20 protein-coding genes are annotated in these 20,025 nt (G+C 61.1%); 12 read left to right on the forward strand and 8 right to left on the reverse strand.

Annotation, left to right across the window (positions count from 1 at the left end):
* Positions 1-172: 172 nt before the first annotated feature.
* The 5 genes from HX866_RS30945 (at position 173) to yccS (ending at position 8,296) form a co-directional block, all read left to right on the forward strand.
* On the forward strand, positions 173-1,024 hold the full coding sequence (locus tag HX866_RS30945; RefSeq protein ID WP_177099364.1) for an alpha/beta fold hydrolase: 852 nt from the start codon (positions 173-175) through the stop codon (positions 1,022-1,024).
* 235 nt (positions 1,025-1,259) lie between these two features.
* On the forward strand, positions 1,260-2,690 hold the full coding sequence (mdtD, locus tag HX866_RS30950) for a multidrug transporter subunit MdtD (RefSeq protein WP_177141060.1): 1,431 nt from the start codon (positions 1,260-1,262) through the stop codon (positions 2,688-2,690).
* A 396-nt stretch (positions 2,691-3,086) separates the two neighbouring features.
* Positions 3,087-4,424, forward strand: coding sequence for an ATP-dependent RNA helicase DbpA (gene dbpA / locus HX866_RS30955; RefSeq protein ID WP_256345045.1), 1,338 nt, complete (start codon positions 3,087-3,089; stop codon positions 4,422-4,424).
* Between the two features lie 183 nt (positions 4,425-4,607).
* Positions 4,608-5,786, forward strand: a complete 1,179-nt coding sequence (locus tag HX866_RS30960; RefSeq protein ID WP_177098505.1) for an NAD(P)/FAD-dependent oxidoreductase — start codon at positions 4,608-4,610, stop codon at positions 5,784-5,786.
* 317 nt (positions 5,787-6,103) lie between these two features.
* A complete protein-coding gene (gene yccS, locus HX866_RS30965) occupies positions 6,104-8,296 on the forward strand; it encodes a YccS family putative transporter (protein WP_177098506.1) in 2,193 nt (730 codons plus the stop codon).
* A 242-nt stretch (positions 8,297-8,538) separates the two neighbouring features.
* Here the strand turns inward: yccS and HX866_RS30970 are convergent, their stop codons facing one another.
* On the reverse strand, positions 8,539-9,276 hold the full coding sequence (locus HX866_RS30970) for a substrate-binding periplasmic protein (RefSeq protein ID WP_177098341.1): 738 nt from the start codon (positions 9,274-9,276) through the stop codon (positions 8,539-8,541).
* A gap of 321 nt (positions 9,277-9,597) precedes the next feature.
* Here HX866_RS30970 and HX866_RS30975 point away from each other — a divergent pair, with 321 nt between their 5' ends.
* A complete protein-coding gene (locus HX866_RS30975; RefSeq protein WP_177126632.1) occupies positions 9,598-10,050 on the forward strand; it encodes a GNAT family N-acetyltransferase in 453 nt (150 codons plus the stop codon).
* A 63-nt stretch (positions 10,051-10,113) separates the two neighbouring features.
* Here the strand turns inward: HX866_RS30975 and HX866_RS30980 are convergent, their stop codons facing one another.
* The 4 genes from HX866_RS30980 to HX866_RS30995 form a co-directional block, all read right to left on the reverse strand.
* Positions 10,114-10,410 (reverse strand): winged helix-turn-helix domain-containing protein, encoded by a 297-nt coding sequence (locus tag HX866_RS30980; protein WP_177104969.1) that lies wholly within the window; start codon positions 10,408-10,410, stop codon positions 10,114-10,116.
* Positions 10,411-10,469: 59 nt separating this feature from the next.
* Positions 10,470-10,979 (reverse strand): YgjP-like metallopeptidase domain-containing protein, encoded by a 510-nt coding sequence (locus HX866_RS30985; protein ID WP_177098338.1) that lies wholly within the window; start codon positions 10,977-10,979, stop codon positions 10,470-10,472.
* 43 nt (positions 10,980-11,022) lie between these two features.
* The gene (locus HX866_RS30990; protein ID WP_177098337.1) at positions 11,023-13,146 is read right to left on the reverse strand and encodes a putative bifunctional diguanylate cyclase/phosphodiesterase; all 2,124 of its coding nucleotides are present in this window, start codon (positions 13,144-13,146) and stop codon (positions 11,023-11,025) included.
* Positions 13,147-13,381: 235 nt separating this feature from the next.
* Positions 13,382-13,621 (reverse strand): hypothetical protein, encoded by a 240-nt coding sequence (locus tag HX866_RS30995; protein WP_256261528.1) that lies wholly within the window; start codon positions 13,619-13,621, stop codon positions 13,382-13,384.
* Between the two features lie 306 nt (positions 13,622-13,927).
* On the opposite strand from HX866_RS30995, the gene HX866_RS31000 reads away from it, so the two are divergent.
* The 6 genes from HX866_RS31000 to HX866_RS31025 all read left to right on the forward strand — a co-directional run bounded on the left by HX866_RS31000 (position 13,928) and on the right by HX866_RS31025 (position 16,914).
* Positions 13,928-14,599 carry a polysaccharide lyase family 7 protein gene (locus HX866_RS31000; protein ID WP_177098336.1) on the forward strand — a complete coding sequence of 224 codons (672 nt, stop codon included), beginning with the start codon at positions 13,928-13,930 and terminating at the stop codon, positions 14,597-14,599.
* A gap of 273 nt (positions 14,600-14,872) precedes the next feature.
* The gene (locus tag HX866_RS31005) at positions 14,873-15,385 is read left to right on the forward strand and encodes an RICIN domain-containing protein (RefSeq protein ID WP_177141061.1); all 513 of its coding nucleotides are present in this window, start codon (positions 14,873-14,875) and stop codon (positions 15,383-15,385) included.
* 231 nt (positions 15,386-15,616) lie between these two features.
* Entirely contained in the window at positions 15,617-15,817 is a 201-nt protein-coding gene (locus HX866_RS31010) for a hypothetical protein (protein WP_177141062.1), read from the forward strand.
* A 43-nt stretch (positions 15,818-15,860) separates the two neighbouring features.
* Positions 15,861-16,139 (forward strand): hypothetical protein, encoded by a 279-nt coding sequence (locus tag HX866_RS31015; RefSeq protein ID WP_177141063.1) that lies wholly within the window; start codon positions 15,861-15,863, stop codon positions 16,137-16,139.
* Positions 16,140-16,213: 74 nt separating this feature from the next.
* Entirely contained in the window at positions 16,214-16,672 is a 459-nt protein-coding gene (locus HX866_RS31020) for an REP-associated tyrosine transposase (RefSeq protein ID WP_177098330.1), read from the forward strand.
* Between the two features lie 35 nt (positions 16,673-16,707).
* Complete coding sequence (locus HX866_RS31025; protein WP_177141064.1) at positions 16,708-16,914, forward strand: hypothetical protein; 207 nt, start codon at positions 16,708-16,710, stop codon at positions 16,912-16,914.
* 149 nt (positions 16,915-17,063) lie between these two features.
* On the opposite strand, the gene fba is transcribed toward HX866_RS31025, so the two are convergent.
* From fba to HX866_RS31040, 3 genes are all read right to left on the reverse strand, one after another.
* Positions 17,064-18,128 carry a class II fructose-bisphosphate aldolase gene (gene fba / locus HX866_RS31030; protein WP_121135253.1) on the reverse strand — a complete coding sequence of 355 codons (1,065 nt, stop codon included), beginning with the start codon at positions 18,126-18,128 and terminating at the stop codon, positions 17,064-17,066.
* A 232-nt stretch (positions 18,129-18,360) separates the two neighbouring features.
* The gene (locus HX866_RS31035; protein WP_177104976.1) at positions 18,361-18,705 is read right to left on the reverse strand and encodes an MliC family protein; all 345 of its coding nucleotides are present in this window, start codon (positions 18,703-18,705) and stop codon (positions 18,361-18,363) included.
* Positions 18,706-18,856: 151 nt separating this feature from the next.
* The gene (locus HX866_RS31040; RefSeq protein WP_177141065.1) at positions 18,857-20,020 is read right to left on the reverse strand and encodes a phosphoglycerate kinase; all 1,164 of its coding nucleotides are present in this window, start codon (positions 20,018-20,020) and stop codon (positions 18,857-18,859) included.
* Positions 20,021-20,025: the final 5 nt, after the last annotated feature.

Below are 20,025 nucleotides of genomic sequence, written 5' to 3' on the forward strand. Positions count from 1 at the left end.
CGTTCAGCCAGTTGCCCCTACGCCGCCCGGCGCGCTATATATTCCTCTTGCTTTCGGCACACCATCAAAACGCCACCCTCACAATCAAAGATCAGGCTTTACCTGCGATTTCCTTACTCAATGCCGTGCCGCACCTCTTTCAACCCCGAAAGTGTTTTGCCGGAGCTTGGATATGAATCATGGAAGCTTTGTTATCCCCAACCTGTACCGACACTTCAACATCCATGTCGAACGCATCGGCGACGATCCGCGGCGCAAGACCGTCCTGCTGGTCAATGGCGCCCTGGCCACCACCAGTTCCTTTACCCGCACCAGCAAGTGCCTGGCCGAACACTTCAACGTGGTGCTGTTCGACCTGCCGTTCGCCGGGCGCTCGCAAGCCTACAATCCCGACCCGGGCCTGGTGACGAAGGACGACGAGGTGGAAATCCTCCTGGCCCTGGTGCAGCGCTTCGAGGTCAATCACCTGGTGTCCGCCTCCTGGGGCGGTATTTCCACCCTGCTGGCCCTGACCCGCCACCCGCCGACCCTCGAAAGCTCGGTGGTGATGGCCCTGGCGCCCGACCTGAACCCGCCGATGCGGGCGTATGTGCAACGGGTCCATGAACTGATTGCGCTGGACGACAAATCCGCCATCGGCCACCTGCTCAACGATACCGTCGGCCACTACCTGCCATCGCGCCTCAAGACCACCAACCACCAGCACCTGTCCTCGATGCCCAGCACCGAATACCGCCAGGCGCGCTTCCATATCGACCAGGTGCTGCAACTGGGTGACGGCAACTATCTGCGGGCGCTGTCCGAGATCCGCAGCCCGGTGCATTTCATCAACGGTGCCAAGGACATCTACACCCCGGCCGAGGGTGCCCGGGTATTTCAGGAATACATCCGCCGTTGCAGCTTCTCCATCGCCGAGGACACCGGTCACCTGCTGGACCTGGAGTCGCGACAATCGGCCAACGCGGTCCATCAGGCCCTGCTCGGTTTCCTGCTGCCACCCACCGCGAGTAACGGCGAGCAGTGAGACCGGCTTGTCGGCTATAGCGCACTCACCGGCCCTATCGCCAGCAAGCCGGCTCCCACGGGATTGGGCCGTACACAAACTTCGTGTCCGACGACACCCTGTGGGAGCCGGCTTGCTGGCGATAGCGGTGGTGAATCCAGCATTGCCATGGCCGGCAATCACCTGCGCGCCTACACGATTTCTGACCGATCAGGCATACTGCAACTACGTAGCCAGCTAACAAATAGAGCCGCCCATGCCCGACCGTGCCCCTCTCGACGTAACGACCGCTCGCTGGCTACCGTGGGTGGTGGCCATTGCCTTCTTCATGCAGTCCCTCGACGGGACCATCCTCAACACCGCCCTGCCCGCCATGGCCCTCGACCTCGCGGAAAACCCCCTGCGCATGCAGGGCGTGGTGATCGCCTACATGCTCACCGTGGCCTTGCTGATCCCCGCCTCGGGCTGGGTTTCCGACCGCTTCGGCACCAAACGCATCTTCTTCGGCGCGATCCTGCTGTTCAGCATCGGCTCGCTGCTCTGTGCCATGTCCAGCTCGCTGAACATGCTGGTGGGTGCACGGATCATCCAGGGCCTGGGCGGTTCCCTGATGTTGCCGGTGGGAAGACTGGTGGTGCTGCGCGCCTATCCGCGCTCGGAGCTGGTGCGGATCATGGGGTTCATCACCATCCCCGGTCTGCTCGGCCCGTTGATCGGCCCGACCATGGGCGGCTGGATGGTGCAATACCTGACCTGGCACTGGATTTTTCTGATCAACCTGCCCGTGGGCCTGCTCGGCTGCTATGCGGTATGGAAGTTCATCCCGGACCTGCGCGGCAGTGAGCGCACACGCTTCGACGGTATCGGTTTCCTGCTGTTCGGCGCGGCGATGCTGCTGATCACCATCGCCATGGAGGGCCTGGGCGAACTGCAACTGCCACACCTGCGGGTGATGTTGCTGCTTTTCGCCGGCCTCGCCTGCCTGGCGGCGTACTGGCTGCGGGCCGGGCATATCGATAACCCGTTGTTCGCCCCGTCGCTGTTCAAGACCCGGACCTTTGCCGTCGGCATCCTCGGTAATCTGTTCGCCCGCCTGGGCAGCGGCGCCCTGCCGTTCCTGGTGCCGTTGCTGTTGCAAGTGGCCCTGGGTTACTCGCCATCCCAGGCCGGGATGAGCATGTTGCCCCTGGCGGCGGCGGCGATGTTCGCCAAGTCGATTGCCCGGCCGCTGATCGAGCGCCTGGGCTATCGCATCGTCCTCACCGGCAACACCCTGGCCCTGGGCATCATGCTCGCGGCCATGGGCCTGGTCACCGAGCACACGCCTTACCCCTTGCTACTGGGCATGCTGGCGATTGCCGGGGCGATCAACTCGCTGCAATTCACGGCGATGAACACCGTGACCCTGATCGACCTCGACGACAAGGCCGCCAGCAGCGGTAACAGCTTGCTGTCGGTGGTGGCGCAGTTGTCCCTGAGCCTTGGGGTGGCGTGCGCCGGCGCCCTGCTCGGCGGCTTTACCGCCGCCGTCGGCAATGATGGCGTGGAGACGGTGCTTGGCGCGTTCCAGCTGACCTTCCTCACCGTGGGCGTCATGGCGATGCTGGCGGCGGCGATTTTTCTGCAGTTGTCGCCCCAGGATGGGCGCCGGACCAAGGTGGTTCAGGAACAGCACATCGAACACTGATCTCACGGTGTGACGAGCTGGCTTGCCCTAGAGCCTGCGAGTTAAGAGCGATCTTAAGTCTGGCCGAAATTTGTGGCGAGCGGGCTTGCCCGCGCTGGGGCGCGAAGCGCCCCTGAAACCAGAGAACTCGTTGTGCCTGACACGACGAAGTGGCCGGTTTTACGACTGCTGCGCAGCCGAACAGGGGCAAGCCCCCTCGCCACACAAGCCCGCTCGCCACAGATGTGGCCTCAGGAACTCCTAAATGGCTGGGGTCCGACACTATTTGGCTACTTTTCGTCCAGAATTTGCAGCAGCGCCAATCGGGACTGATACACTGCGCGACATTTTGTTTTGCAGGCCAGTCCCGTGACCACCATCGCCACCGCGTTTAACTCCTTGCCCCTGTCCGCCGCCATGCTGGCTAACCTCGACTCCCTCGGTTATGCCCAGATGACGCCGATCCAGGCGCAAAGCTTGCCGGTGATCCTCAAAGGCATGGACCTGATCGCCCAGGCCAAGACCGGCAGCGGCAAAACCGCCGCCTTCGGCATCGGCCTGCTGAACCCGATCAACCCACGCTTCTTCGGCTGCCAGGCCCTGGTGATCTGCCCCACCCGCGAATTGGCCGACCAGGTCGCCAAGGAAATCCGCCGCCTGGCCCGCGCCGAAGACAACATCAAGGTGCTGACCCTCTGCGGCGGCGTGTCCCTCGGCCCGCAAATCGCCTCCCTGGAACACGGCACCCACATCATCGTCGGCACCCCGGGACGCATCCAGCAGCACCTGCGCAAAGGTTCGCTGGTCCTGCACGGCCTCAATACCCTGGTCCTCGACGAAGCCGACCGCATGCTCGACATGGGTTTCTACGATGCCATCGAGGAAATCATCGCCCAGCTCCCCGAGCGCCGGCAGACCCTGCTGTTCTCCGCCACCTACCCGGTGAGCATCAAGCAGCTGGCCTCCAAGTTCATGCGCAACCCGCAGCAGGTCAAGGCCGAGGCGATGCACGCCGATAGCCAGATCGAACAGCGCTTCTACGAGATTTCCCCGGAAGAGCGCATGGAAGCCGTGGTCAAGGTGCTCAACCACTTCCGCCCACAGTCCTGCGTGGCGTTCTGCTTCACCAAGCAGCAGGTCCAGGAAACCGTCGACACCTTGACCGCCAAGGGCGTCTCCGCCGTCGCGCTGCACGGCGACCTGGAGCAGCGTGACCGCGACCAGGTCCTGGCGATGTTCGCCAACCGCAGCATCTCGGTGCTGGTGGCGACCGACGTCGCGGCACGCGGCCTGGATATCGATGCCCTGGACATGGTGATCAACGTCGAACTGGCACGTGATTCGGAGATGCATATCCACCGTGTCGGCCGTACCGGCCGGGCGGGCGAGACCGGCCTGGCGATCAGCCTGGTGGCGCCGTCCGAAAGCCTGCGTGCGCGGGCCATCGAGGAAGTGCAGAAGTCGCCGTTGAACTGGGACCAACTCGACAACCTCAAGTCCCAGGGCGGCGGTCCGCTGCTGCCGGTCATGAGCACCTTGTGCATCGCTGCCGGCCGCAAGGACAAGGTTCGCCCGGGAGACATCCTCGGCGCCCTGACCGGCGACGCCGGAATTCCCGGTGCCCAGGTCGGCAAGATCGCCATTTTCGACTTCCAGGCTTATGTCGCGGTAGAACGCGGCGTGGCCAAGCAGGCCTTGCAGCGCCTGAACGACGGCAAGATCAAGGGCCGTTCGCTGCGCGTGCGGATTCTCTGACTATCGCGAGCCTGCTCGGCGCGACTGGCCTTGTCCGCGCAAACGCCAGAGACCTGTAGGAGCCGGCTTGCTGGCGATGAACGATAACGCGGTGTAGCTGAAACACCGCGTCGCCTGAATCGCCAGCAAGCCGGCTCCCACACAAAAACCGCGCCCGCCTGAAACATACATGAGGACATCGTTGTGCCCGTTACTGAAGTTGTAGTCATCGGCGCTGGCGCCGCCGGTTTGATGTGCGCCTTTACCGCCGCCGCCCGTGGGCGCCAGGTGATGCTGATCGACCACGCCAACAAGGCCGGCAAGAAAATCCTGATGTCCGGCGGCGGGCGTTGCAATTTCACCAATATGTACAGCGAGCCTGGCAACTTCCTTTCGCAGAACCCGCATTTCTGCAAGTCGGCCCTGGCCCGCTATACCCAGTGGGACTTCATCGCGATGGTGGCCAAGCACGGCGTGCCCTATCACGAGAAAAAACTCGGCCAGCTGTTCTGCGACAACAAGTCCAGCGACATCCTCGGCATGCTCCTCGACGAGTGCGACCAGGCCGGCGTCAGCCTGCACCTGGACACCGCCATCCAGCACATCGAAAAACTGGAGAACGGCTACCTGCTGCAAACCACCCTCGGCCAGATCACCTGCCAGTCCCTGGTGATCGCCACCGGCGGGCTGTCGATCCCGACCCTGGGCGCCACCGGCTTCGGCTATCAGGTGGCCAAGCAGTTCGGCCACCTGGTGTTACCGACCCGCGCGGGCCTGGTGCCGTTCACCATTACCGATCAACTCAAGGCCCTCTGCACCGAGCTGTCCGGGACTTCGGTGGATTGCCTGGTGAGCTGCAACGAGCAGAGCTTCCGGGAAAATATCCTGTTCACTCACCGTGGCCTCAGCGGCCCGGCGATCCTGCAGATTTCTTCGTTCTGGAACCCCGGCGACACGCTGCACATCAACCTGCTGCCGGACCACGACGCACTGGACTGGCTGCAACAGCAGCAGGCCGAACGGCCCAACAGCGAGCTGAAAACCCTGCTGGGCGAGCTGTTCACCAAGAAGATGGCCAACCTGTTGGCCGACCACTGGTTCGTTTCCAAGCCGATGAAGCAGTACACCCCGGCGGAGTTGGCCGAGGTTGCGGAGAAACTCGGCGACTGGCGCCTGGTGCCGGCCGGTACTGAAGGCTATCGCACCGCCGAAGTGACCCTGGGCGGCGTCGACACCCGGGAAGTCTCATCGAAAACCATGGAATCGCTGAAAAGTCCGGGGCTGTACTTTATCGGTGAAGTGCTGGATGTCAGCGGCCACCTGGGCGGTTTCAACTTCCAGTGGGCCTGGGCCTCGGGGTACGCGGCGGCGCAATTCGCCTGAGCTGCGGGCCTCATCGCCAGCAAGCCGGCTCCCACGAATTTGCGTTTCACCGCAGAATGATCGTCGACCCAGCCCCCCTGTAGGAGCGAGCTTGCTCGCGATAGCGGCCACCAGAGCGCCACAAGATTCAAGGGCCTCATCGCGAGCAAGCTCGCTCCTACAGGGTCCTGGGCCTGACGATGCTTTTGCGCTGAACACAATTCTCGGCCGCACACCGATCACGGAACAAATTTTGCTGTAGACCGATGTGGCGTCATTGCAATGCCGCCCGTCTACCCATCATTCAGATCAACCGCTTGGCAGGCTCTCTCACCTTCATGGCATCGACCTCGTTCAACCAGTCCCTGCGCCGTCTCTGGGCGCTGGACAAATTCAGCTATAGCGTTCGGGTGTTTATCGCCCTGACCGGCATCATGACCTTGTGCTGGTTCCAGAACGAGATGAAGTTGCTGATCCCGCTGTTCCTCGGGGTCATCGCCTGTGCCCTGGCCGAAACCGACGACAGTTGGCAGGGCCGCCTCAATGCCCTGGCGGTGACGCTGGTGTGCTTCAGTGTCGCGGCATTCTCGGTCGAGCTGCTGTTCCCCTATCCGCTGGTCTTCGTCTGCGCCATGGCCCTGGCGGCCTTTGCCCTGACCATGCTCGGCGCCCTCGGCGAGCGCTATGGCGCCATTGCCTCGGCGACCCTGATCCTCTCGGTCTACACCATGATCGGCGTCGACCAGCGCGGCGGCGAAGTCGCCAACCTCTGGCACGAACCGGTGCTGCTGGTCACCGGCGCGGCCTGGTACGGCGTGCTCTCGGTGCTTTGGCAAGCGATGTTCTCCAACCAGCCGGTGCAACAGAGCCTGGCCAAGCTGTTCCGCGAACTGGGCTACTACCTCAAGCTCAAGTCCTCGCTGTTCGAGCCGATCCGCCAACTGGACGTCGAAGCCCGACGCCTGAAACTGGCGCAACAGAACGGCAAGGTGGTCGCGGCGCTGAACAGCGCCAAGGAAATCATCCTGCACCGGGTCGGCAACGGCCGGCCGGGGTCGAAGGTCAGCCGTTACCTGAAGCTGTACTTCCTCGCCCAGGACATCCACGAGCGCGCCAGTTCCTCGCACTATCCGTACAACGCCCTGGCCGACGCGTTCTTCCACAGCGACGTGCTGTTCCGCTGCCAACGCCTGCTGCGCGAGCAAGGCAAGGCCTGCCAGGCCCTGGCGGTGTCGATCCAGCTGCGCCAGCCGTTCGTCTACAACGCCAGCTTCGCCGAAGCCCTGGGTGACCTGCACGCTTCCCTGGAACACCTGCGCATCCAGAGCAACCCGGCCTGGCGCGGTTTGCTGCGTTCGCTGCGGGCACTGGCCGCCAACCTTGGTACCCTCGACCGCCTGCTGAGCGACGCGAGCAACCCCGACAGCCTCGCCGACGCCACCGACAGCAGCCTGCTGGACCGTTCGCCGCGCAACCTCAAGGACGTCTGGACGCGCCTGCGCACCCAGCTGACCCCGACCTCGCTGCTGTTCCGCCACGCCCTGCGCCTGCCGCTGGCGCTGAGCATCGGTTATGGCATGGTGCATTTGGTGCACCCGTCCCAGGGCTACTGGATCATCCTCACCACCCTGTTCGTCTGCCAGCCGAGCTACGGCGCGACCCGGCGCAAACTGGGCCAGCGGATCCTCGGCACGGCCATCGGCCTGACCGCCGCCTGGGCGTTGTTCGACCTGTTCCCGAGCCCCCTGATCCAGGCCTTGTTCACCATCGCCGCCGGGGTGGTGTTCTTTATCAACCGCACCACCCGCTACACCCTGGCGACCGCCGCCATGACCCTGACGGTGCTGTTCTGCTTCAACCAGGTGGGTGACGGCTACGGCCTGTTCCTGCCGCGCCTGCTCGACACCCTGCTGGGTGCGCTGATCGCCGGCCTCGCGGTGTTCCTGTTCCTGCCGGACTGGCAGGGACGGCGCCTGAACAAGGTGCTGGCCAATACCCTGAGCTGCAACAGCCTGTACCTGCGCCAGATCATGCGCCAGTACGCCCAGGGCAAGAGCGACGACCTCGCCTACCGGCTGGCCCGGCGCAACGCCCACAACGCCGATGCGGCGCTGTCGACCACCCTGGCGAACATGTTGATGGAGCCGGGGCATTTCCGTAAGGAAGCCGATGTCGGTTTCCGCTTCCTGGTGCTGTCGCACACCTTGCTCAGCTACCTGTCGGGGCTCGGTGCACACCGTGAAAACCAGCTACCGGAGGCCGTGCGCGATCATCTGCTCGAGGGCGCTGGCGGCACCTTGGCCACGAGTATCGAAGAGATAGCCGGGGGCTTGGCGAACAAGACCCCGGTCGCCATTCAAAGCGATGCCGAGGAAGCCCTGGCCACGGAGCTGGAGCACATGCCGGACGAGATCGACGAGATCCAGCGGTTGGTGCAGACCCAACTGGCGCTGATCTGCCGGCAACTGGGGCCGCTACGGACCCTGGCGGCACACCTGATCAAGGACCCGGAAGAAAACGCAGAGTCCTGAAACACCCCGCCTCCCGTGGGAGCCGGCTTGCCGGCGATGACGTCAGCAAGAACACTGCAAGACTCAAGGGCCTCATCGCTGGCAAGCCAGCTCCTACAGGGACCTCGGCAGCACGATACTTTTGTGGTGAGACGCAGTCCTGTGGGAGCCGGCTTGCCGGCGATGACGTCAGCAAGAACACCGCAAGACTCAAGGGCCTCATCGCTGGCAAGCCAGCTCCTACAAGGGTTACGGTGTCTGCGTTACATCCCGTGCAGCTTGAGCAGCCGCTCATAGCTGCCGTCGGCCTTCATCGCCGCGATCTCGCGGTCGAAGCCGGCCACGATCTGTGCATGTTGCGGGTTCTTCAGGCTCACCAGGATATGCAGGGCGTTCTCGCTCAGCGGCTTGGGCAGGAACTCCACGGCATTGCGCACCCGTGGCGCCTCGCTCTTGAGGTAGTAACGCGCCACATACTCGTCTTCCAGGGTCAACTTCACCCGGTCCGCGGCCAGCATGCGCACGGCCATGGCAAAGTTGTGCACCGGGATTTTCTGCAACTGCGCGTCGCCATCGAACTCGGCGCTATAGGCATAGTCACGCACCACCGCAATCGGCAGGTCGTGCAACTGGCTCAGATTATCGAACTCGATGGCCGACTCCTTGCGCTTGAGAAACAGCACGCGATTGACCAGGTACTCGGCGGAAAACTGCCCTAGCAAGGTGCGTTCGTCGCTGTACCAGGCATTGATCAGCACATCATAGCGGCCCTCGCCCACGCCCTTGAGCGCACGCGCCCAGGGGACCTGTTCAAAGTCGCTGGCATAGCCGGCTCTCGCCAGCGCCGTACTGACGATATCGGTGGCCAGACCGCCGTTGACCAGCGTTGCATCGGTAAACGGTGGCCAGCCGTCGGCGACCAAACGCAACTTGTCGGCGGCAGCGCCTTGTGAAAGCAGCAGCAATCCAAGCAAAACAAAAGCTCGATGCAATCGCGGCATGCTAAAGATCCTTAGCGGGCACATAGCCCAGCAGAGTTAGCCGAAGCCGGAGGAGCCGGTCTGGAAGCAACCGGCTACATCCCTGGTCCTAACATTAGCTCATCCGAGCCAGAGCAAAAGCACGGCTCAGCAGATTACACAAAGATGACGATGCCGAGCAAAGTGAATGATAGCAAGTAGCCGCCAACCAACCGGACAGGGCTCGACTCCCTTGCAAGGAGCCTTCCAGCTTCAGCCCTGGCTGGGAAAAAAATTCGCGGTTGGCGAGGGCTGGCAACCCGCCTAGTATCGGTATCAACTCAATTGAATACCGAGGCGAGAATGACCATCGACTGGCTCTGCAAACATCATGGAGATCTTGGCAAAGAACAGTTGTACAGCATCCTGCAACTGCGTACCGAAGTCTTCGTGGTCGAGCAGAAATGTCCCTACCAGGAAGTCGACGGGCGCGACCTGGAGGGCGACACCTGCCATCTGATGGCCTGGCGCGATGATCGACTGGTGGCTTACCTGCGTCTGCTAGACCCGGTCTCCCAGGGCGGCGACGTGGTGATCGGGCGGGTGGTGATCGCCCCCGAGGCCCGTGGCCAAGGGCTGGGCCACGAGCTGATGGCCCAGGCGCTGAAGCAGGCCGAGAAGCTTTGGCCGCAAGTGCCGATCTATCTGTCGGCCCAGGCGCACTTGCAGGCTTATTACGGGCGTTATGGTTTCGAAGTGGTCGGCGAGGCGTATCTGGAGGACGATATCCCGCATATCGGCATGCGCAAGTCCTGAGGTTTTCCAGCGCCCTGTCGGGCGCTATCGCCGGCCAGCCAGCTCAAGGACCGTGTTCGCCTTTCAGGGGTAACCCAGCACCTGCTTGATCGAAGCCAGGTTGTCGCCGATCCAGCTTTTGTCGATCGGCCCCCAACTGCGAATCCGGTACCGCCCGGCATGGTTGCGGGCGCCGTCTTCCTGTTCGAACTCGCAGATGATATCCAGGTCGGCCAGGGCCTGGATCGTATCCTGCGCCGTACGCCGCGGCATGCCGGTGGCTTCGGTCAGGGCCGGCACATTGCTGGCAGCTCCGCTGTCGATCAGCCAGGCCACATACAGACGGCGGTAAAAACTGCTCTTGGTCTTGCTGACGTCCATCCGGTAATCCTTAGGGTTGACCTTCCAATGCTTCTACTCATCAAGAGCGCAACCGGCGCCTACGGGTTTGCCGATTTGCCCTGCAGATCGCGCCAGGTCAGGTACACCCGCAGGTCGAACTCCAACTGGTGATAACCGGGCTGCATGTATTCACACAGCTGGTAGAACGCCTTGTTGTGATCGGACTCCTTGAGGTGCGCCAGTTCGTGCACCACGATCATCTTCAGAAACTGCGGCGCCGCGTCCTTGAACAGCGAGGCGATGCGGATTTCCTTCTTGGCCTTGAGCTTGCCGCCCTGGACCCGCGAGATCGCGGTGTGCAGGCCGAGGGCGCGGTGAGTGAGGTCCAGGCGGTTATCGAAGAGCACCTTGTCGATGGCCGGCGCGTTGCGCAGATGCTCCTGCTTCAACGCCAGGGCATAGCCGTACAGCGCCTTGTCGCTCTGCACCGCGTGTCGCTCCGGATAACGCTGGCTCAGGTAGTCACCCAGGGCGTCCCGGGCAATCATCTGACGGACCTGTTCCTGCAGGGACGCGGGATAAGCCTGAAGGTATTTCAGCACGGTCATGACAGGCCTTACGTACACCGAAAAAGAAGCCAGTGTAGCGAATTCAGGCGGACAACGCGCTCCAGTCGAACGCCGAGCCGAAGCCCGTGGCGTCCTTGGCCGTCAGTGGCCGGGCCACCAGGAAACCCTGGACCATCGGGCAACCGTTGGCCTTGAGCCACTGCCATTGCTCAATGGTTTCCACCCCTTCGGCGATCACCAGCAAACCGAATTGCTCGCACAGGTCGATCACGGTGCGGGCCATGGCCGCATCCCGCGGTGATTCGAGAATCTTGGCGATCAATTGCCGGTCAAGCTTGAGGGTATCCAATTCGAGGTCGCGCAGATGGTTCAGCGAACAATGCCCGGAACCGAAATCGTCCAGGGCCACCCGCACCCCCAGGGCACGGATGCGCCGCAGTTGCTTGCGCGACGCCTCGAAGTCCAGCATCAACGCCGCCTCCGTCACCTCGACTTCCAACTGGCGCGCCCGCAGGTCGTGGCGTTCCAGCACCTCCTGCAACTCGTCCGCCAGGTTCGGCATGTTGAACTGCGTGGCGCTCAGGCTGACGCTCAACACCAGGTCCTCGGCGTACACGCCGCTCCAGGCGTGGCGCTGGGTCGCCGCCTGGCGATAGATCCAACTGCCCAGCCGGCTGATCAACCGCACCTCTTCCAGCAACGGCAGGAACAGCCCTGGCGGCACATCGCCAACACTCGGATGGTGCCAGCGCAGCAACGCCTCGAACCCGCGCAGGCGGCCATCTTCCAGGGAGACCTGGGGCTGGTAGACCATCTTGAATTCCTTGCTCTCGATGGCCGTGCGAACACTTTCCTCCAACATCAGGCGCGAACGGGCGCGGCCGTTCATCTCGTGATCGTAGTAACGGTATTGCTGGCGGCCGGCACGCTTGGCCTCGTACATGGCGATATCCGACGCCCGCAACAGGCCATCGAGGTTGGAGCCGCAATCGGGGTAAGTGGCAATGCCGATGCTGACCCCGAGCGTCATTTCCATGCCGTCGATCTGTTGGCGAATCGACACCCGCTCGATCAGCCGCTCGGCGATTTTCGCCGCCTGCTCGGGGCGCTCCAGATTGAGCAAGGTGGTGAATTCGTCACCGCCCATGCGCGCCAGGATATCGAACGGATTGAGGCAGGACTTCAACTGCTCCGAGACCCAGCGCAACACCCGGTCGCCGGCTTCATGCCCCAGGGAATCGTTGACCCGCTTGAAGCCATCGAGGTCCAGGTACATCAACACCAGGGACTTGTTCGCGCCGTCGCTGCGGCGCAGGGTATTTTCCGCTGTCTGGTAGAAGCCCCGGCGATTGAGCAGGCCGGTCAGCGGATCGGTCACCGCCTGGAATTCCAACTGCTGGTGCAGATGCCGCACCACCGACATATCCAGCACCGTCACCACCATGGCCTTCTGGTCACCCGGCAACGGCGCGCAGGACAAGGCCACCGGCAGCATCTGGTCCTGGCCGGTGCGCAAGTAGGCGTCATGCACGCGATAGGTCTCGCCTTTGCGGTATTCCTCGTACAGCGGCGAGGTCTGCCATTCGGCAAAATGCGGGTTCTGCAGAAAATCCAGGAACGGCTGGCCGGCCAGGGCGTCGAGCGAGAGGTTGAGCAAACGCGAGATCGCCGGGTTGGCGAAACGGATGATGCCGTCTTCGTTGACCACCAGAATGCCTTCGGCGGCATTCTCCAGCACCGAGGCATTGAACGCCCGGGCCGCTTCCAGATCGCGGCTCAGGCACTGCAAGGCGCGGCGGTTGCGCTGCTGCTCCAGCAACGCCTGGACCTTGGGCCTGAGAATATCGGGGTTGAACGGTTTGAACAGGTAATCCACCGCGCCACTGGCATAACCCTTGATCACGGCATCCTGGGATTGCTCGTTGGCGGTGAGGAAAATAATCGGAGTCAGACGAGTCCGCAGGCTGCCGCGCATCAGGCGGGCCACTTCAAAACCGTCCATCCCGGGCATCTGAACATCCAGCAGCACCAGGTCAATCTCATGCTCGAGCAGCAACGTCAGCGCCTCAATGCCCGAGGCAGCCGTTACCACCTGCCAATCCTGACGTTCCAGCAAGGCACGCATGCTGATCAGATTTTCAGGGTAATCATCAACGACCAGAAGGACGGAACTACCATCACCGGGTATCTGTTGCACGCAATCCATGCTGCTTCTCTTGTTCGGGGAACTCCACCGGAAATCTAGGAAACCGGGCTAAACCTAAGCACTACTCTAGACCGGGATTGTGCAAAGCGTAGTGAGCAATAGGCCATCATCCAGGCGCGGCCACAATCTCCCGACTAACGGTCGGTACCCATCTCCCGGACGCGGCTCGGAAAACGCCCGAGGCCTGCGAGCCAACGCCGTACCACGATGACGACCGTAACACGGTCAGTCGATTTTACGAGGTGCGATATTCCGCAATCGGTTCAATCTCGAAAATCTCATCAAAACGCACCGTATTGTAGAGGCCGAACTCCCCATGATAGGTCAGTGTTCGGTGCGTCCAGTCGATACCACACAGCTCGCCGCGCTCGGACTCCACCGGCCCGCCGTGCAGCCTGCCGCGCAGGTTGATTTTTTGTTTGCGCTTGAAGTACTTCAGATATTCAGGCTCGTTCTGTGCTTCCTCTTTGTCCATAGTGATGTCCATTTTTGTCAGCGGTTGAACCCCCATCGTGGGAATTCGCCCGATGAAAAACAACTGTCATAAATAACAGGTGCTTATATCGCTTCTTAATAAAAGCCCAGCACGACGCTTCTATAACTGGCCGCGCGGCCGGTGTTCGTCGAGGGATTGGCGTCAACCGTTCGCCGGATCGGCGTTAACAAACTATTCTTCAGCCGTTATAAAGGACGCCGAAAGCGCGGGCCAAAGCGGTTTGTCTGAATATTCCCAGGCTGAACCGCTGCCCGTGTGCAAGCGGCTTACAGGGAAGAAACAGACATGATCGACCTGACCACCTGGAACCTCAGCGTTCCCGTCGGCACCCCGCCGGCGACGATCGATACGCCCAAGTTGGTAGAGGGCTTCAAGGATCAATACTTTCACTCCGACACCGGCACGTTGTTCTTCTGGTCGCCGGTCACCGGTTCCAAGACCGAAAACGCCATCTACCCGCGCAGCGAATTGCGCGAGACCTGGCCCGACGGCCGCCTGCGCAACTGGTTGTACGGCGAGGCCAACAACTACCTGCGCGCCACGCTGGCGGTGAACCAGGTGCCTTCGTCGGGCAAGATCGTCATCGGCCAGATCCATGCGTACAACAGCACCCAGCCGATGCTCAAGGTCGAGTACCAGTACAAGGACAGTCGCAAAACCGGGATTATTGTGGTGAAGATCCGCAATCACCCCGACGACAAGGACAGCCGGGTGATCGAGATTGCCGATAATGTTCCGTTGGATAAATCCTTCACTTATGTGATTCACCTGAGTCGCGGCGGTTACTTGAGTGTGCATGCCGCCGATGCCAGCTGGTACACCCAGATCAGCACCACCTGGCGTGACAAACCGCTGTATTTCAAGGCGGGGGTCTATGTGCAGGACAATACCGGTTATACCAATGAGGGTGGGATGGTGACCTTCTACAAGTTGGACATTGATCATGTGAAGGGTTGATATTCTCGCGCGCTCTTAAAGACACCTTTTATGCGCTGGGGTGCTACGCCCTATTCGGAAACTGTCTATAAACCTGTCAGTTCTGACAGTAGACCAGTTTGCAAAGCGTGTTCAATCTATTCAGTCACTGACGGTTATTGGCATGCAGAGGTGGATATGAAATGGGCCTGGGTCATGTCACCCGGCGCTCGCAGCGGTTACATGCCACCTCGACAGTTGCGTTGATCACGTCAACATTCCGCGCACCTTATGCAAGGTATAAGGAGAGTCATCATGAAAAAAGAAGCGACCCCTCGTGATGCTACAACCCCTGAAAATACATCCAAGGGAGCTCCGGGCGGGGCTCTGGACATCGAAGAAGGTATCTATAAAATCTACACGGCGCTAAACCAGAGAAGTATTGTCGATATGGCTGTCAGTGGGAGTGACCAGCGCGTCCACCGTATCAAGCTGTATCATGACAACAGTTCGCTCGAATCCACCTGGGCATTATCCCGTCGACCTGGCGGGTACTACTTGCTGATCAACCAAAGGGAAAAAGATCTGGCGGCCGGAGAGATGAACAACAATGATGTAGGGGCATCACCCATCACTGAGCGGCCGGCCCAGCTGTGGATGTTCAAGGACGCGGGACTCGGACTTGTCTATCTTGAGAATCGATATGATGGAAAAGTGATGGATGTGGCCGGTTCTAATACAGCAGATAATGCCGGTATTATCGATTACCCCCATGTGGGATCGACAAACCAGAAATTCAAACTGTTCAAAATCGATGGACCAAAGTAACGCCGTATTTATGACGCAAGAAATCCTAATTAGCGGGCAATCGGAGCATCATTGGAAAATATGCGCCGGTTGCGGGTGCATTGACGCCCTGCCTCTTGAAACTCAGCTTTATTTCTCAAGGCGTTAGTCTCTATTCGAAAGCCGTCTATAAACCTGTCATTTCTGACAGTAGACAGGCGTGCAAAGTCTGGTCAACGATTCAATGGCGTCGAACGACAGGCAGAGGTGAATATGAAATGGGCCTTGGTCATGGAATCCACTGTTCATGGTTTTTACGTGAGTGAAATCCGGGAATCGGAAAGCAAACCAGCGTATCACCCGACCCATCTTCGATCCTGGCGCTGGATCGCCGTCAATCCGGGTGAAGAGGTGCGCGTGGGCGATATCTGGGAGGGCCAGTCTTTCCACCCCCCGGAGGTGAGTTCGCGCTGAGCCTATTCAGTGGGAATGGTCTGGGTGGTGATGAGTGTGCTGCTTGAAAGCGCACTCTTGTGGCGAGCGGGCTTGCCCGCGCTGGGGTGCGAAGCGCCCCCAAAACCGGCCGACGTGCTGTATCAGGCATAACCGGGGCTATGGTTTTACGGCTGCTGCGCAGCCGAGCGCGGGCAAGCCCGCTCGCCACATCCACATCCACATCCAGATCCAGATCCACATCCACATCCACATCCAGATCCAGATCCAGATTCAGACCAACATTCAGATCCACATCCACATCCAGAGCCACATAGACAATCAGCTCTGTAATACGCGGTAAACCCTCCGTTCCATACGTCGTTGCCTGCGCTGCTAGCGTTAGTAGCATCCTCTCCAGCCAAAGAGTGCAACGGATTGCCTCAACGCCCCGACTCACATCGCCTTCGTATCGGTCGATACTCCGAACCAGGCCGCGCCTACCTGGTCACAGCAGTAGTGCATAACCGATTACCGCTATTTGCCGATTGGCAGTTGGCGCGTTTGCTCGTCGCTGAAATGAAGCGAGCCCATGAACAAGGCCGCGTGGACTCCATGGCCTGGGTGATCATGCCGGATCACTTCCACTGGCTGTTCCAACTGCACCATAGCCATCTCTCACAGGTCATTGGCAGCCTCAAATCTCGCAGTACGTTGACCATCAATCGGGCAACTCATGATTGCGGTCGTTTCTGGCAAAGTGGTTATCACGACAGAGCCATTCGCGATGGTGAAGATTTGCGCAACACGGCGCGATACATCGTCGCCAATCCTCTTCGCGCGGGCTTGGTCGAACAGATTGGTGACTACCCGTTGTGGGATGCCATTTGGCTTTGAAACAACCAGGATATGTGGTGAGCAGGCAAGCCCCAATGCCCGTCAGTCAAGGAAATTTGAAGCCGAACGCAGTCTTGTGGCGAGCGGGCTTGCCCGCGCTGGGCTGCGAAGCGGCCCTGAAACCGCTGATTGCGGTGCATCAGGTAGACCGCGACCACAGGGTTTACGGCTGCTGCGCGGCCGAGCGCGGGCAAGCCCGCTCGCCACAAATTTCCGCCAGGCTTGAGATTGTCCTCAACTGACTGGCATCGGGGCTTGCCCGCTCGCCACAAGACCGTGCCAGACCGCAAACTGCCTTGACTGACATTAGGGCAAGCCCGCTCACCACAGTCACTTCGCTCGGACATAAAAAAACCCGCATCGCTGCGGGTTTTTCATGACGCTGCCAGTCTTAGTTGACCTTGGCGTTCAACTCACCTTTCAGGTAACGCTGGAACATCGCTTCCAGGGAGATCGGCTTGATCTTCGAGGCCTGGCCGGCGGTACCGAAGGCTTCGTAACGAGCGATACACACGTCACGCATGGCGGTCACGGTGGCGCCGAAGAACTTGCGTGGGTCGAACTCGCTCGGGTTGGTGGCCATCAGGCGACGCATGGCACCGGTGGACGCCAGGCGCAGGTCGGTGTCGATGTTGACCTTGCGCACGCCGTGCTTGATGCCTTCGACGATTTCTTCAACCGGTACGCCGTAGGTTTCCTTGATGTCGCCACCGTACTGGTTGATGATCGCCAGCCACTCTTGCGGCACCGACGACGAACCATGCATCACCAGGTGAGTGTTCGGAATGCGCTTGTGGATTTCCTTGATACGGTCGATCGCCAGCACGTCGCCGGTAGGCGGCTTGGTGAACTTGTAGGCGCCGTGGCTGGTGCCGATGGCGATGGCCAGGGCGTCGACCTGGGTCTTCTTGACGAAGTCTGCCGCTTCTTCCGGGTCGGTCAGCATCTGGCTGTGATCGAGCACGCCTTCAGCGCCGATGCCGTCTTCTTCACCGGCCATGCCGGTTTCCAGCGAACCCAGGCAACCCAGCTCGCCTTCAACCGAAACGCCGCAGGCGTGAGCCATGGCCACGGTCTGTTGGGTCACACGGACGTTGTATTCGTAGTCGGTCGGAGTCTTGCCGTCTTCGCCGAGGGAACCGTCCATCATCACCGAGCTGAAGCCTAGTTGGATGGAACGCTGGCAGACGTCCGGGCTGGTGCCGTGGTCCTGGTGCATGCACACCGGGATATGCGGGAATTCTTCGATAGCGGCCAGGATCAGGTGGCGCAGGAACGGCGCGCCGGCGTATTTGCGGGCACCGGCCGAAGCCTGGACGATCACCGGGGAGTCAGTCTTGTCAGCGGCTTCCATGATGGCGCGCATCTGCTCAAGGTTGTTGACGTTGAAGGCTGGAACGCCGTAGCCGTATTCGGCTGCGTGGTCCAACATCTGGCGCATGCTGATAAGTGCCATTGTGTGTGTCTCTCCCGGACGAGGGTCGTTAATCGTGCAAGCCTGCCGGAGCGGCGGCTGCTATTCAAGTCATTGCAGATCGGGGGTCAGCCCCGCCTGCGGATTCTTCATTAAATGCCGGCCCCTGTAGGAGCGAGCTTGCTCGCGAAAAATGGCCCAGCCGACAGATCTTCTGCGCCTGGCTCATCTCATCGCGAGCAAGCTCGCTCCTACAAGGGGCCGTGCTCAGCCGTTACTGCGCCTTGCAGGCCCGGCCGATCAAATCGTTGGTGGCAACCCAGTAAACCAGGCCTTCCTCACCATTTTTGTGAAACGCCAGGACGTTGTCGCTGTACAGCACACCGCTCTCGGCAGCACCGACCTCGGGTTTGAGGCGGTACACCTGGTCACCGCTGGCCAGGCGCACATCCACCGCCTGCTGCGTCGTGTCGACATAACGCCAGAGCACTTCGGCGTGGCTGTCACAGGTCCAGTGCGTCCAGTTGTCCGCCGGCTTCGATGACGAAAACGAGGGCAGATTGAAGCTGGAGCAACCGCCCAGAAGAGCGAGTGAAACAAGGGCGATAAAGCCTTTCATGCCGGTTCCTCGACTGGCGACCCCGGGCCGCCAGCACTGCCTGTAGTGAATCTGACCCGCCAAGGACAACCCTGTTCCCGGGTGCCGGACGATGTGCCGTACTTTGACGGCCTGACCCGATGAAGACGCCCTGTCAAAGGCCAACACCGGCTCAGGCCTTGGCGCGGGCTTCCAGCACTTCCACGGCTGGCAGCACCTTGCCTTCGACGAACTCGAGGAACGCACCACCGCCGGTGGAAATATAGGAGATGTCCTTGGCCACGCCGTACTTGTCGATGGCCGCCAGGGTGTCGCCACCACCGGCAATGGAAAAGGCCGAACTGTCGGCGATGGCCTGGGCCAGAACTTTGGTGCCATTGCCGAACTGGTCGAATTCGAACACACCGACCGGGCCGTTCCAGAGGATGGTCTGCGACGACTTCAGCAGTTCAGCGAAGTGCGCGGCGGTTTGCGGGCCGATATCCAGGATCATGTCGTCAGCGGCAACGTCGGCGATCAGTTTCACGGTCGCCACGGCGCTCTCGGCGAACTCCTTGGCCACCACTACGTCCACGGGCAGCGGCACGCTGACCTTGGCGGCGATGGCGCGGGCGGTGTCCAGCAGGTCCGGCTCGTAGAGGGACTTGCCCACTGGATGACCGGCAGCCGCCAGGAAGGTGTTGGCAATACCGCCGCCAACGATCAACTGGTTGCAGATCTGGCTCAGGCTGTTGAGTACGTCGAGCTTGGTCGACACCTTGGAACCGGCGACGATGGCGGCCATCGGCTGGGCCGGTGCGCCCAGAGCCTTGCCCAGGGCATCCAGTTCAGCCGCCAGCAGGGGACCGGCCGCGGCGACCTTGGCGAACTTGGCCACGCCGTGGGTCGAACCCTCGGCGCGGTGGGCGGTGCCGAAAGCGTCCATCACGAACACGTCGCACAGGGCGGCGTATTGCTGGGCCAATTCGTCGGCGTTCTTTTTCTCGCCCTTGTTGAAGCGCACGTTTTCGAACAGCACGATGTCGCCGGCCTTGATCTCGACACCGTTCAGGTAATCGGCCACCAGCGGCACGTCACGGCCCAGGGCCTTGCTCAGGTAGTCGGCGACAGGCGCAAGGCTGTTCTCGGCCGAGAACTCGCCTTCGGTCGGACGGCCCAGGTGCGAGCAGACCATGACGGCCGCGCCTTTTTCCAGGGCCAGCTTGATGGTCGGCAGCGAAGCCAGGATACGCGCATCGCTGGTGACAACACCGTCCTTGACGGGGACGTTGAGGTCTTCGCGAATCAGTACGCGCTTACCTTGCAGATCGAGGTCGGTCATCTTCAACACGGTCATGGGTC

Origin of the sequence: Pseudomonas gingeri (genome assembly GCF_013386165.1) — a bacterium.
In the GTDB taxonomy this organism is placed as follows: Bacteria; Pseudomonadota; Gammaproteobacteria; order Pseudomonadales; family Pseudomonadaceae; genus Aquipseudomonas; species Aquipseudomonas gingeri_C.